Here is a 12866-nt window from a genome sequence, read left to right as displayed (position 1 = left end):
CTGACTACTCATCCACATGCGTCCCACACTCTTATGACTGAAAACTAGCAACATCCGGGCCAATGGCTGCCTGTGGGATCGGTGGATCTCATTGACGGTCGATCAGCGCCACCTCGTCACGGCCGAACTGTGTTACACCCATCGCCGCCAACGTCTCGGCCACTGCCTGCAGCGCCTCGCCGATGTCGTGTTCCGTTACGTCGCCCATGCAGCCGATGCGGAAGGTATCGGCCAATGCCAGCCGGCCGGGGAAGATGATGAAACCGCGCTGCTTCATGCCGTCGAACAGCGCCTGGAAACTGAATGCCGGGTGCGTCGGCTCGCGGAAGGTAGCGACGATGGGCGAGGCAAAGCGGTCCGGAACCACGGCGGTGAAGCCCATCTGCCGCATGCCATCGACGAGCCGTTGCCAATTGCCGCTATAGCGCGCCAACCGGGCATGGGCCCCACCCTCGGCCGCGTGCTCGCGGCAGGCCTGGGCAAAGGCCGCGACCACATGCGTGGGCGGCGTGAAGCGGAAGCCGCCGGTACGGTCCATGTGTTGGTTATGGTCCCACAGGTCCAGCGCCAGCGAGCGGCACTGGCCCTTGGCGTTCTCCAGCGCCTGCCGGTGCACCACCGCCCAGCCCACCCCCGGCACGCCCTGCATGCATTTGTTCGAGGAAAGCGTGACGGCCTGAAAACCCAGTCGCCGGGCATCCAGCGGAATGGCACCGAACGATGCCACCGCATCCACCAGGAGGCCTTTGCTGTAGGCCCGGCACAGTGCGGCGACCCCTTCAAGCGGGTTCAGCACGCCTGTGCTGGTTTCACAATGCACCAGCATGACGTGGGTGATACCGGGGTCGGCGCGGAGCATCTGCTCGAACAATTCCGCGGAAGGCGGCGTGAATGGCGGCGTCCGCACCACGCTGTGCTCCACCCGGAGATGCGTGCAGATTTCCACCAGCCGGTCACCGTAAACGCCGTTGCTGTGCAGCAGCAGCTTGCCACCGTCGGGAACCAATGAGGCGATGACACCCTCGTTGGCGTAGGTGGCGCTCCCAGGGAGTGGAATGGCGGTATAGGCCTCACCGCCGCCCACCAGTGAGACGAGGTATCGCCGCGCGAAGGAGAGATCTTCCTGGAACTCCACGTCCCCGGCCGGGCGATCGGTCATCATGGCCTCACGGGTGGTGCGCGATACGCTGACGGGGCCGGGTGTCAGAAGGAGCGGCTGGTTAGGATGACGCGGCATGCGGGGTCCTCCTTCGGAACAGCACCGTCATTCTGTCATCACGCCGATGCTTCATGGGAAGGCGCCTTCTTACTCCGAACCGTCTATCCACAAAAAAAGTCTAATAAATAGGCGAATATTGAGAGCGCCGCGGGCATTTGAATGAAAAGCGTTCAATATCGGTGCGCCAGAGCAAAGATTGCCTTGTTTCAATGCGGTTATGATTGACGCCTTGCCGCCGCTCCACAAAGCTTGCCCCCATCTCCTGCTCAAGGGCGAATGATCCATGAAGCGGCGTGACCTTCTCCTTGCATCAAGCCTACTGGCGATGCCCGGCGTGCTCACCAAACCGGCCCGGGCCGCCAGGCGCGGCGGCACCCTGGTGTTCGCCCGCTATGCTGACAGCCTGGTGCTGGACCCGACGCAGACGGCGCAGAATGCCGACATCTGGATCTCGCTCAACCTCTACGACACGCTGCTGCAGCCGACCCCGGACGGCAAAGCCCTGCAGCCCGGCCTCGCCGCCAGCCACAGCATCTCCGACGACGGCAAGGCCATCACCTTCACGCTGCGCGAGGGACTGAAGTTCGCCGACGGCTCGCCACTCGCGGTGTCCGACGTGAAGTGGTCGCTGGACCGCGCACGCAGCAAGGAGCAGGGCGGCGAGTTCGCCTTCCTGCTGGCCGCCGTGACGGCGGTGGAAACGCCTTCGGCCGATACCGTAGTGGTCCGCACCGCCCTGCCCGACCCTTCGATCCTGCAGGCACTGGCCACCTTCAACGCCGGCATCATGTCCGAGAAGCTGGTCATGGCGGCGCCGGGCGCGACGCTGGCCGAGAAATGGGCAAGCTTCGCCGAGAAGCCGATCGGCTCCGGCCCCTTCTTCGTGGATAGCTGGCGCCGCAACAGCGAGATGGTGCTGAAGCGCAACCCGCACTACTGGCGCAAGGATGCCGCCGGCGAATCCCTGCCCTACCTCGACACGATCCGCTGCCTGATCATCCCCGACGACGCGACGCGGGTGCTGAAGCTGCGCGCCGGCGAAGTGGACATGACCGAGTTCCTGCCCTACGCCCGCGTCGCCGAGTTGCGCAACGCGCCGGGCATCGACATGCAATTGTTCCCGGCGGCGCAGGTGCAGTACTTTACGCTGAACAACCGGCCGACGCTGAAGGACGGCAGCAAGAACCCGCTCTCCGACGTCCGCGTGCGCCAGGCGCTGAACTACGCCACCAACAAGGAGGCGTTGATCCAGATCGTCACGCACGGCGTCGGCACGCCGGCGCGCTCCTATATGCCGATGGCGACGCCGATGGCCTATGGCCCTGCGCCGCTCTACCCCTATAATCTCGGGCGCGCCAAGCAGCTGCTGGCCGAGGCTGGCTATGCCGGCGGCTTCGAGGTCACCTGCATGGCGCTCGCCGGCAGCGCCGATGACGCGGCCAAGCTGACCGTGTTGCAGCAGATGTGGTCGCAGGTGGGCGTACGGCTGAAGATCGAGCAGCTCGAGAACGCCACGCGGCTGGCCCGCTTCAACGCCGCCGATTTCCAGATGCGCACCTCGCTCTGGACCAATGACCTGAACGACCCGAAGCAGGTCACCTCCATCATGGCCTATTACCCAACCCGCCAGGCCAACCGCACTGGCTGGAACGACCCCGCCGTCAACACGCTGTTCGAGCAGAGCGAGAAGGAGATGGACCCGGCCAAGCGTGCCGCGATGTTCGAAGAGATCCAGAAGCGCTTCACCGAGGCCGCGCCCTTCATCTTCGGCATCGACGTTCCCTACCCGGTGGCGCTGCGCAAGCAGGTGCGTGGCTTCATCCAGATCCCCCTCGGCAACAACATCTTCGCGGAAACCTCGGTCGAGGCGTGAGCGCGGGGCCATGACCCTGTTCGCCATCCTCGGCCGCCGGCTGCTGCAGATCCTGGTCACCGTTGTGGTCGTGGCGGTGCTGGTGTTCTTCCTGATGCGTCTGCTGCCGGGCGACCCGGCGATGGTGCTGGCCGGCGAGCGCGCCTCGGACGAGGCCCTGGCCCGGGCCCGGCTGGCCATGCGGCTGGACGACCCGCTGCTGCTGCAGTTCTGGGAATTCCTTCGGCGGACGCTGACCCTGCAGTTCGGCCAGTCCGTCACCATGCGGGTTTCCGTCACCGCGCTGATCGCCGAGCGGCTGCCGGTGACGCTGATGCTGACCGGCATGGCCTGCCTGCTGGCGCTGCTCATGGCGGTGCCGCTGGCCTTCGTCGCGGCGCTGCGCAAGGGCGGCTGGGCGGATGCCGCCATCCGCCTCTTCGCGCAGCTCAGCGTCTCGATGCCAGTGTTCTACATTGGCCTCGTGCTGCTCATCACGCTGGGCGCCGGGCTGCGCTGGTTTCCCGTGGGCGGCATCGGCACCGGCTTCGTGGAGAACCTGTACTACCTGTTCCTGCCGGCGCTGACGCTGGCGCTCAGCCTCGCCGCCATCCTGCTGCGCAACCTGCGCGACGCGCTGATCGAGGTGCTGCACGCCGAGTACATCGAGTTCGCCACGGCCAAGGGGCTACCGGCTCGGCTGGTGCTGCGCCGGCACGTGCTGCGCAACGCCTGGGTCTCCACCGTCACGCTGCTGGGGCTGCATATCGGCACGCTGGTGGGCGGTGCCGTCATCACCGAGACGGTCTTTGCCATCCCCGGCATCGGCCGGTTGATGATCGACAGCATCTTCGCCCGCGACTACGCGGTGGTTCAGGGGCTGACCATGGTGCTGGCCGTCATGGTTTCGGTGGTGTTCCTGGCTCTGGACACTGTGCAAGCCATGCTCGACCCCCGGGTGGCGGGATGAGCGCGGAAACCACCACGCAGGTCGCATCGGCCACGCCCGCCGCGCTGGCCGCGCCCCGGCCACGCCCCCGGCTGCCGGGCAGCCTGCTGGCCGGCGGTGCCATCATCGCCCTGCTGCTGCTTTGCGGCATCGCGCCGGCCCTGGTCGCGCCCTACGACCCGCTGGCCTTCGACTACACGGCCATCCTGCAGCCGCCCGGCTGGGCGCATCCCTTCGGCACCGACAATTTCGGCCGCGACATCCTTTCGCGCACCATCTGGGCTGCGCAGGTCGATCTGCAGATCGCCATCTTCTCCACGCTGTTTCCGGCGGTGTTCGGCACGCTGGCAGGCTGCCTGCTGGGTTATGCCGGCGGCTGGCCGGACCTGCTGTTCCGCCGGCTGGTCGACATCATTGTCACCATCCCCTTCGTCGTGCTGGTCATCGCCATCGTCGCCGTGCTGGGGCCGGGGCTGATCAACATGTACATCGCCATCAGCGCCGTCGGCTGGATCGTCTATGCCCGGCTGATGCGCGGCGAGATCGTCGCGCAGAAGCGGCGCGACTACGCCGCCGCCGGCCGGGTCATGGGCTATGGCCGCGCCCGCATCATCTTCCGCCACCTGCTGCCCAATGCCATCTCACCGATCCTGGTGTACTGGATGACGGATATGTCGCTGGCCATCCTGCTAGGCTCCAGCCTCGGCTATCTCGGGCTCGGCGCGCAGCCGCCCACCGCCGAATGGGGCGTGCTGATCGCCGACGGCAAGAACTTCATGACCACGGCTTGGTGGATGTCGATCTTTCCCGGTTTCGCCATCGTCCTAGCCGGCATGGGCTTCTCCCTGTTGGGCGACGGCATGGCGCAATGGCTGCGGCGGCGCGCGTGACGGCGCCGCTGCTGTCGCTTTCGGGCCTCACGGTGCGCATCGGCGCCGCCACGCCGGTGGCCGGCATCGACCTGCGGGTCGACGCCGGGGAGGTGCTCGGCATTGTTGGCGAATCTGGCTCGGGCAAGAGCCTGTCGCTACGCGCCATCCTGCGCTTGCTGCCAGCCGCCGCCGAGGTCTCCGGCCAGGTGTCGTGGCAAGGCCGTGATCTGCTGGCGATGCCGCAGGAGCAGCTCCGCCGCATTCGCGGGCGGGAGATCGCGATGATCTTCCAGGAGCCGATGACGGCGCTCAACCCGGTGCTGCCGATCGGGCTGCAGATCACCGAGAGCCTCCGTGTGCATCTCGACCTGCGCGGCGCGGCCGCGCGCCGGCGGGCGGTGGAGCTGATGGAGCAGGTCGGCATCCCTGACAGCCGCCGTCGGCTCGACAACTATCCGCATGAGTTCTCGGGCGGCATGCGCCAGCGCGTGATGATCGCCATCGCGCTCGCCGCCGGGCCGAAGCTGCTGCTGGCGGACGAGCCCACCACGGCGCTCGACGTCACCATCCAGGACCAGATCCTGCGCCTGCTGCTGCGGCTGAAGGACGAGCTGGGCATGGCGCTGGTGCTGGTGACGCACGACCTCGGCGTCGTGGCCGGCACCTGCGACCGGGTGGCGGTGCTGTATGCCGGGCAGGTGATGGAAAGCGGCCCTACCGCATCGCTGTTCACCCGCCCCGCGCATGCCTATACGCTCGGCCTGCTGCGCTCATTGCCCGATGCGGCGCGGGCGCGGCAGCGGCTGGAGGGCATTCCCGGCCTGCCGCCGGACCCCCTGGCCCTGCCGCCCGGCTGCCGCTTCTCGCCGCGCTGCGCCTTCGTGCAACCGGCCTGCCGCGTGGCGCCGCCGCCGCTGCTGGCCGTGGGCGCCGGGCACGCCTCCGCCTGCCTGCGCGCCGAGGTGGTGCGGCAGCAGACCCTGGAGCACGCCGCGTGAGCACGCTGCTGCGGGTCGATGACCTGGAGCGCGGCTTCGCCGGGCGGCGTGGCGTCATCGACGCCTTGCGCGGCGCGCCGCGGCCGGTGCTGCGCGCGCTGGCCGGCGTCACCCTCAGCCTGCAGCGCGGCGAGACGCTGGCGGTGGTGGGTGAATCCGGCTGCGGCAAATCCACCCTAGCCCGTGCCCTGGTGCGGCTGGTCGAGCTCGATGGCGGGCAGATCGACTTCGACGGACAGGACGTCCGCCGCCTGTCCGGCACGGCGCTGCGTCAGTACAACCGCCGCGTGCAGATGGTGTTCCAGGACCCCTATGGCTCGCTCAACCCGCGCATGACGGTGGGCGAGACCTTGGCGGAAGCGCTGCGCGTGCATCGCATGGTGCCCCCGGCGCGCATCGCGGCGCGGGTCGCTGAGCTGCTGGCCCTGGTGCAGCTGCCGGCCAACGCGGCCGGCCGTGCGCCGCATGCCTTCTCGGGCGGCCAGCGCCAGCGCATCGCCATCGCCCGCGCGCTGGCGCTGGAACCGGAGCTGCTGATCGCCGACGAGATCGTCTCGGCGCTCGATGTGTCGGTGCAGGCGCAGATCCTCAACCTGCTGCTGGAGATGCAGCAGAGGCTTGGCCTGTCCATCCTGTTCGTCTCGCATGACCTGCGCGTGGTGCGCCACCTCGCGCATCAGGTGGCGGTGATGTATCTGGGCCGGGTGGTCGAGATGGGCGCGGCCGAAACGATCTTCACGGCCCCCCGGCACCCCTATACCCGCGCGCTGCTGCAGGCGGCGCCGAAGCTCACCGCCGGCGCGCTGCGCGATGCGCCGCCCGCGCTGTCTGGCGAGCTGCCGAGCCCGCTGCGTGTGCCCGCCGGCTGTCCTTTCCATACCCGCTGCCCGGCGGTGATGGAGCGCTGCCGCAGCGTCGTACCACAGTTGCGGGTGGAGGCTGGGCACCACAGCGTGGTCTGCCACTTGGCCTGACCAGCGGGGCAGGACGACTGTCACCACGATGGATCCGTTTATCGTCTAGCCACCCAATGCCCGCCTGCCTATTTTCCCGGCATGTCCCGCACACCCTCTGCTGACCTGGCCCCCCTCATCAAGCTGCTACAAGCGGGTGTTCCACCCGAACGCGCTGCCGCCGAAACATCGCGCGTCCTGGCGATCTGGACGGCCGAGCTCAAGGATCACGATGAGCAGATGCAGGAGCGACTGTCCGGCTTGGCCGAACAGATCGCCATGGGGATCGAGGAGATGCACGAGGGCATTGCCGAGGCGAGCGACAAGGGGAAGCCCACGTTGCGGCGAATCCTAGCGACGCATGAGGCGGTGTTGGCTGAGGTCAAGAAGGCGCAGGGGGCGGGATAGGCCTCCTGCTTTCCTGCCGGAGCAGCCCCCGCGTGCGCGAACTATGTCGGCCTCCATACAATCATTCCGCGAAAGATCGCGGCTGGCCAGCAAGTCCTAGCTGATGCCAAAGACTGCCACTTAGCACCTGACGCCGGAAGGTGGGTGTTGTTCACGTGGTCTGCCGTTGAAAGGGCGGTCTCCCCCCTGTTCATGCCCAGCAGGAGGGCATCGGTCATGCACTGATCGGGTAGTCATAAACATGTCATCGAGACCCCCTCGATCTGTAGCAGTGAGCGACTAATCGGCCGACCGAAAGCTCTTCGAGAGGTCGACATGTTTCGTAGAACCGCCATCGCGGCCGGCATTGCGCTGAGCCTCGGCGCCACGGCCGGTCAGGCCCAGGCCCAGCGCCAGAACTTCACGTTCTGGTACGGCCTGACGGGCCAGCTGAGCGAGGCGGTACAATCCGTCTGCCAGCGTTTCAACGATGCGCAACAAGAATTCTCGGTCACCTGCACCAGCCAGGGCGACTACGCCAAGGCGTTGCAGAACACCATCGCCGCTTTCCGCGCCAATGAGCAGCCGACGGTGGTACAGGTCTACGATGCCGGCACCGCCGACATGATGCTGGCCAACGTGCACCTTCCGGCGCGCGAGCTGATGGCGCAGCAGAATCGCGCGGTGAACTGGAGCAACTACCTGTCGCCCATCGCCGCCTACTACGCGACGTCGAAGGGCGAGATGCTGTCCTTTCCCTTCAACTCCTCGACGGCGGTGATGTACTGGAACCGCGGTGCCTTCAAGGCGGTGGGCTTCGAACAGCCGCCCGAGACATGGGAAGGCGTCGAACGCGCGCTGCGTGCCCTGAAGGCACAAGGCCACGCCTGCCCCATGGCGATCGACTTTGACAGCTGGCCACAGCTTGAGCAGTTCTCCGCCATCCATAACGTCCCCGTCGCCACGCGCGACAACGGTTACGGCGGGCTGGATGCCGAGTATATCTTCAACCAGGGCATCGTGAAGCGGCACTACAACAACCTGTACAATTGGTACAAGGAAGGGCTGATTCAGCTCCGCACGGCGCAGGGCGGGCGGGATGTCGTCACATCCTTCGCGGCGGGCGACTGCGCGGTAGGCTTCGCCTCGATCGCGAACCACCAGACGGTGCGCCGCACCGCTGCCGCCGGCCTCGACTGGACCCCCGCGCTGCTGCCGGTCTACGAAGGCACGACGCGCACCAACTCCCGCGTCGGCGGCGCCTCGCTCTGGACACTGAAGGGCCGCCCGGCCGGAGAGTACCGCGCCGCAGCCGCGTTCTTTGCCTTCCTGGCGACGCCGGAATCAGAGACCTACTGGTCCACCGTCACTGGCTATATCCCCGTGACGCAGGCGGGCTTCGACGCCATGAAGAACGACGGCTTCTTCCTGCGTCCGGAGAACGTGGGCCGCGAGGTCGCGATGCAAAGCCTGCTGCTGACCGAGCCGACCGAGAACTCCCGTGGCCTGCGCCTCGGCAACATGACGCAGTTCCGCGCAGCCTATGCCAATGAGATGCAGGCGGCCTTCGCCGGCAGCAAGACCATGGACCAGGCGCTGGAGGCGATCCAGACCGAGGGCAACCGCCTGCTGCGCCGCTTCGAGCAGACCTACCGCGGCAAGCAGCTGCCCTGAACGCCAGCGGGCGCCGCCGCTCCCGGGCGGCGGCGCCGGAGCCATATCATGAGCCATTCCCGACGCGCGTTGTTCCGCAGCCCCTGGCTGCCATGGGCCCTGGTGGCGCCGCAGCTCCTCATCATCTTCGTGTTCTTTTACTGGCCGACCGGTGAGGCGTTGTACTGGGCCTTCACGCTGGAGCAGCCCTGGGGCGGCGGCAACGACTGGGTCGGGCTGCAAAACTTCGCGGCCGTGTTCACGGACCCCAACTACTGGCATTCCGTCCGCATCAGCGTGGTCTACGCCGTGGCCACCACCATCCTCGCCATCGGCATCTCGCTGCTGTTGGCCATGTTCGTGGACCGTGAGCTGACCTATACTCGCGGCTACCGTCTTGCGCTGATCTGGCCCTATGCCATCGCGGCGCCGGCGGTGGGCATCGTCTTCCGCTTCGTGTTCGACCCGCGCTCAGGCGTCTTCGCGGTGTTGAACCAGGCGTCTCCGGGGCTCTGGAACCCTGTGTTGAACGGCAACCACGCCATGGTCATGCTGGTGCTGGCCGGTGCCTGGCAGCTCGTCTCCTACAACTTCGTTTTCCTGCTGGCGGGACTGCAGTCCATCCCGCGCGGACTGGTCGAGGCGGCGGCGATGGATGGCGCCGGGCCGCTGCGCCGGATGCGCGACCTGCAGGCGCCGCTGCTGGCGCCGACGCTGTTCTTTCTGGTCATCATCAACCTGACCGATAGCTTCACCCACAGCTTCGCGCTGGTGGACGTGATGACGGCGGGCGGCCCGGCGCGCTCGACCGACCTGATGGTCTACAAGATCTACGCCGATGGCTTCAAAGGTCTCGATTATTCCGGCGCCGCTGCGCAGAGCATCGTGCTGATGCTCCTGGTCGTGGCGCTTACCTTCATCCAGTTCCGCTTTGTCGAGCGGCGCCTGCATTACAAGTGAGGCCGATTTGGTCGAACGCCGCCCCCTGCTGGATCTGATGTCCCACCTGCTGCTGCTCGGCGGCGCGCTGTGCCTGCTGGCGCCCATCTGGCTGGCCTTCACGGCGGCCAGCCAGGACCTGGCTGGCGTCAACAGCGGCGGCCTCAACTGGCTGCCCGGGCCGCATCTGTGGGAGAATCTGCAGGCGGCCTGGACACGGGGTCAGCTCGGCAGCCGTTTTGTCACCAGCGCCATCGTGGCGCTCGGCGTCATGGCGGGCAAGATCCTGGTGGCGGCGCTGGCAGCCTACGCCGTGGTGTTCTTCCAGTGGCGCGCCAAGATGCTGGTATTCTGGCTGATCTTCGTGACGCTGATGCTGCCGCTCGAGGTCCGCATCGTGCCCACCTACGCGGTGGCTGCCAATGCGCTGCGCCCCTTCCAGGCGATCCTGGACGCGACCGGTACCACCGGGCTGGTAGAAAACCTTTCCGGCATCCGCATCGCGCTGGAGTGGCGCATGCTGAACTCCTATGCCGGCTTGATCCTGCCCCTGGTCGCCACGGCTACCGGCACCTTCCTCTACCGCCAGTTCTTCATGACCATCCCGGAGGAGCTGGTGGAGGCCGCGCGCATGGACGGCGCCGGGCCGTTGCGCTTCCTGCGTGACATCCTGCTGCCGTTGTCGCGCACCAACATGGCGGCGCTCGCCACCATCATGTTCGTCTACGCCTGGAACCAGTACCTATGGCCGCTGCTGGTGACCACCGATCCCAACCGCAGCACCGTGATGGTGCAGCTGTCCCGCATGGTGCCGCGTGGTGACAGCGTACCGGACTGGAACGTCGTCATGGCCGCCACGCTGATCGTCATGCTGCCGCCGCTGTTGGTGGTGGTGGTGATGCAGCGCTGGTTCGTTCGCGGCCTCGTCGCAACCGAGAAGTGAGCAGGACCGCCCGCATGTCCGCCATCACCCTGACCCATGTCAGCAAGACCTACCCCGGCGCCGCCGCGCCCTCCGTCGACGGCGTTTCGCTGGATCTGCCAGAAGGTGCCTTTGTGGTCGTGCTCGGCCCCTCTGGCTGCGGCAAGTCCACCATGCTGCGGATGATCGCGGGGCTGGAAGGCATCAGCGCCGGGGAGGTCCGCATCGCCGGCCGCCGCGTCAACGAACTGGAGCCCAAGGACCGCGGCTGCGCCATGGTGTTCCAGAACTACGCGCTTTACCCCCATATGTCGGTGGCCGAGAATATCGGCTATCCTTTGAAGGTCGCGGGCATGGGCCGGGCACAGCGCATGGCCAAAGTGGCCGAGGTCGCCTCCGCCCTGGCGCTGGAGGCGTTGCTGGACCGCCGGCCCGGCCAGCTCTCGGGCGGACAGCGGCAACGCGTCGCGATCGGCCGCGCCATGGTGCGCCACCCCGAGGTCTTCCTGTTCGACGAGCCGCTGTCCAATCTCGATGCCACGCTGCGGGTGCAGATGCGGATCGAGCTGCGGCGGCTGCACGAGCGCCTGCGCGCCACCTCCGTGCTGGTGACCCACGACCAGATCGAGGCGATGACGCTGGCCGACCTGCTGGTGGTGATGTCGGGCGGCCGGGTGGAGCAGGTGGGCGCGCCGCGCGAGGTCTACGACCGCCCGCGCACGCGCTTCGTGGCGGGGTTCCTCGGCTCGCCGGCCATGAATCTCTGGAGCGGCACCATCACCGCAGACGGGCGGGGCGTGCGGGTGGCGCCGGGCGCCGTCGTGCCGCTGCCCGGCATCCTGCCCGCCGGCCACCCGGTGACGCTGGGCATCCGCCCGGAGCATGTCACGGAAGGCCCGCTGGCCGCCGACTGCGAGCTGATCGAGGATATCGGCACCAGCCGGCTGGTGCACGCGCGGTGGCAAGGCACGCCGGTCCTGCTGCACCTGCCGCCTGAGCATCCGCTCCGGCGCGGCGACCGATTGGGCCTGGCCCTGCCCGCCGGGCGGCTGCATGTCTTCGACAGCCGCAGCGGCGACCGGCTGGAGCCGCACGCGGTGCAGGCGGTGCTGGAAACCACCGCCTGAAGCCTTGCCTCAGAAGCTGACGGTGATGCCGATCAGCTCGTGGTCGCTCAACACCGTGCCGGCCTCGTCCAGTGCCGGCGTCATGCGCGCCTCGCTGACACGGCAACCGCGCGTGCAGAACCAGTCGAGCTGCCGTGGGCCGCAGCCCGTGCTCCAATGGCTCGGGCGGGTGCTGGCGCCGGACACGTGCCAGTCGTAGCCCTGACGGCGCGCGGTTTCGAACAGCAGCTCACGCGGGTCGTCCGCAGCACCCGCGGTCACATGCGTGTTCAGGTCACCGCCCACCACCACCGGCAGGCCCTCCGCGAGGCCGTCCAGCGCCCGCAGCAGCGCAGCCATTTGCCGGTCGCGGCCCGCGAAGTCGGTATCGCTTTCCAGGTGGACGCTGCAGCCGACGAATTCCACCGCTTGGTGGCGGAAAATGGCAGCCACGGCCATGCGGGCGCCGATGCGCTTCTGCCCGCCGCGCGGCGTCACAAACCAGTCGGCTTCCGGGTCCAGCCGGATCACCACGGGGTCGCGGAACGGCAAGGCGCTGACAAAGCCGTTGCCGTGAAAGCCCAGAGTGTTGCCTGGCGGATTGCCGGCAAAGGAGATGGGCGCGGGCATGGCGGCCAGTTCCAAAAACTCCACGGCAAAGGCGTAGCCCTGGTCCAGGGCGTCTGCCAGCAACCGGGTGGTGTGGCGCTGGCCCGTGCGGTGGCAGCCCTGATCCATCTCGGTCAGCAGCGTCAGGGCCGCGGCTTCCCGCCGCAGCAGCGCGGCGCTGGCATCCGGGAACAGGCAGCGCTCGACATTCCACGCGGCGATCCGCAACGGGCCGGCCGGGGGTAGGGCGGCGGCGGTGCCTGCCACCTCGACCTCCCCGAAGGCCGGCAGGGTGGACAAGGCAGCCGCATGCACCTGCGGCGTGGCGGGGGCCTGCAACCAGGCGTCCCGGTTTCCCGCCGGGACGGGGGTCAAGGTCGGCACGATCATGGGGGGCGGCACGGATG

Annotated in this window: 12 protein-coding genes; 10 read left to right on the top strand and 2 right to left on the bottom strand. The window is 67.7% G+C overall.

What is annotated here, in order from left to right:
* Positions 1 to 88 precede the first annotated feature (88 nt).
* Complete coding sequence (locus IAI59_RS18620) at positions 89 to 1237, bottom strand: 2-aminoethylphosphonate--pyruvate transaminase (RefSeq protein ID WP_207415878.1); 1149 nt, start codon at positions 1235 to 1237, stop codon at positions 89 to 91.
* Between the two features lie 307 nt (positions 1238 to 1544).
* Between IAI59_RS18620 and IAI59_RS18615 the strand changes: the two genes are divergently transcribed.
* The 10 genes from IAI59_RS18615 (at position 1545) to IAI59_RS18570 (ending at position 11871) form a co-directional block, all read left to right on the top strand.
* Positions 1545 to 3092: an ABC transporter substrate-binding protein gene (locus IAI59_RS18615; protein ID WP_237180490.1), complete on the top strand. Its 1548-nt coding sequence runs from the start codon at positions 1545 to 1547 to the stop codon at positions 3090 to 3092.
* A 10-nt stretch (positions 3093 to 3102) separates the two neighbouring features.
* Entirely contained in the window at positions 3103 to 4041 is a 939-nt protein-coding gene (locus tag IAI59_RS18610; protein ID WP_207415876.1) for an ABC transporter permease, read from the top strand.
* The gene (locus IAI59_RS18605; protein ID WP_207415875.1) at positions 4038 to 4910 is read left to right on the top strand and encodes an ABC transporter permease; all 873 of its coding nucleotides are present in this window, start codon (positions 4038 to 4040) and stop codon (positions 4908 to 4910) included. Before IAI59_RS18610 ends, IAI59_RS18605 begins: the two co-directional genes overlap by 4 nt.
* Positions 4889 to 5890, top strand: a complete 1002-nt coding sequence (locus IAI59_RS18600; protein WP_207415874.1) for an ABC transporter ATP-binding protein — start codon at positions 4889 to 4891, stop codon at positions 5888 to 5890. The genes IAI59_RS18605 and IAI59_RS18600 overlap by 22 nt, the downstream gene beginning before the upstream one ends.
* On the top strand, positions 5887 to 6864 hold the full coding sequence (locus IAI59_RS18595) for an ABC transporter ATP-binding protein (RefSeq protein ID WP_207415873.1): 978 nt from the start codon (positions 5887 to 5889) through the stop codon (positions 6862 to 6864). Before IAI59_RS18600 ends, IAI59_RS18595 begins: the two co-directional genes overlap by 4 nt.
* Before the next feature lie 81 nt (positions 6865 to 6945).
* Complete coding sequence (locus IAI59_RS18590) at positions 6946 to 7251, top strand: hypothetical protein (protein ID WP_207415872.1); 306 nt, start codon at positions 6946 to 6948, stop codon at positions 7249 to 7251.
* A gap of 315 nt (positions 7252 to 7566) precedes the next feature.
* Positions 7567 to 8904, top strand: coding sequence for an extracellular solute-binding protein (locus IAI59_RS18585; RefSeq protein WP_207415871.1), 1338 nt, complete (start codon positions 7567 to 7569; stop codon positions 8902 to 8904).
* A 48-nt stretch (positions 8905 to 8952) separates the two neighbouring features.
* Positions 8953 to 9843 (top strand): carbohydrate ABC transporter permease, encoded by an 891-nt coding sequence (locus tag IAI59_RS18580; protein ID WP_207415870.1) that lies wholly within the window; start codon positions 8953 to 8955, stop codon positions 9841 to 9843.
* A 7-nt stretch (positions 9844 to 9850) separates the two neighbouring features.
* Positions 9851 to 10765, top strand: a complete 915-nt coding sequence (locus tag IAI59_RS18575) for an ABC transporter permease subunit (protein ID WP_207415869.1) — start codon at positions 9851 to 9853, stop codon at positions 10763 to 10765.
* Positions 10766 to 10779: 14 nt separating this feature from the next.
* Positions 10780 to 11871: an ABC transporter ATP-binding protein gene (locus tag IAI59_RS18570; RefSeq protein ID WP_207415868.1), complete on the top strand. Its 1092-nt coding sequence runs from the start codon at positions 10780 to 10782 to the stop codon at positions 11869 to 11871.
* Positions 11872 to 11880: 9 nt separating this feature from the next.
* On the opposite strand, the gene IAI59_RS18565 is transcribed toward IAI59_RS18570, so the two are convergent.
* Positions 11881 to 12843 carry an endonuclease/exonuclease/phosphatase family protein gene (locus IAI59_RS18565; protein ID WP_237181240.1) on the bottom strand — a complete coding sequence of 321 codons (963 nt, stop codon included), beginning with the start codon at positions 12841 to 12843 and terminating at the stop codon, positions 11881 to 11883.
* Positions 12844 to 12866: the final 23 nt, after the last annotated feature.

It is taken from the genome of Roseomonas haemaphysalidis (assembly GCF_017355405.1).
Taxonomy (GTDB): domain Bacteria; phylum Pseudomonadota; class Alphaproteobacteria; order Acetobacterales; family Acetobacteraceae; genus Pseudoroseomonas; species Pseudoroseomonas haemaphysalidis.
Note: the sequence above shows the minus strand (reverse complement) of the source record. Positions and strands in the feature narration are given on the sequence as shown.